Below are 254 nucleotides of genomic sequence, written 5' to 3'. Positions count from 1 at the left end.
CGGATCCGCGACTGCTACAGCCTGTTCCCCGGCAACCCGCACTCAGCGTTCGGCTGCGACCTCGACCACGCCACCGAATACAACCACCACACCCCCACCGCCGGCGGGCAGACCGAACCGGCCAACCTCGGCGCGAAAGACCGCTACGCACACAACCGCAAAACCCACGGCACCTGGACCGACGACCTGCACACCACCGACGACGGACACGTCATCCCCATCTACATCACCCCCGAACGAATCGTCATCGAAGG

1 pseudogene is annotated in these 254 nt (G+C 65.4%); it reads left to right on the top strand.

The window, feature by feature from the left end:
* A pseudogene (locus HH308_RS29475) lies at window positions 1-254 on the top strand (hypothetical protein); the annotation flags it as partial.

The sequence above is a fragment of the Gordonia asplenii genome (assembly GCF_012933505.1).
Classification (GTDB): domain Bacteria; phylum Actinomycetota; class Actinomycetes; order Mycobacteriales; family Mycobacteriaceae; genus Gordonia; species Gordonia asplenii.
This window is presented reverse-complemented; position numbering and strand designations above follow the sequence as displayed.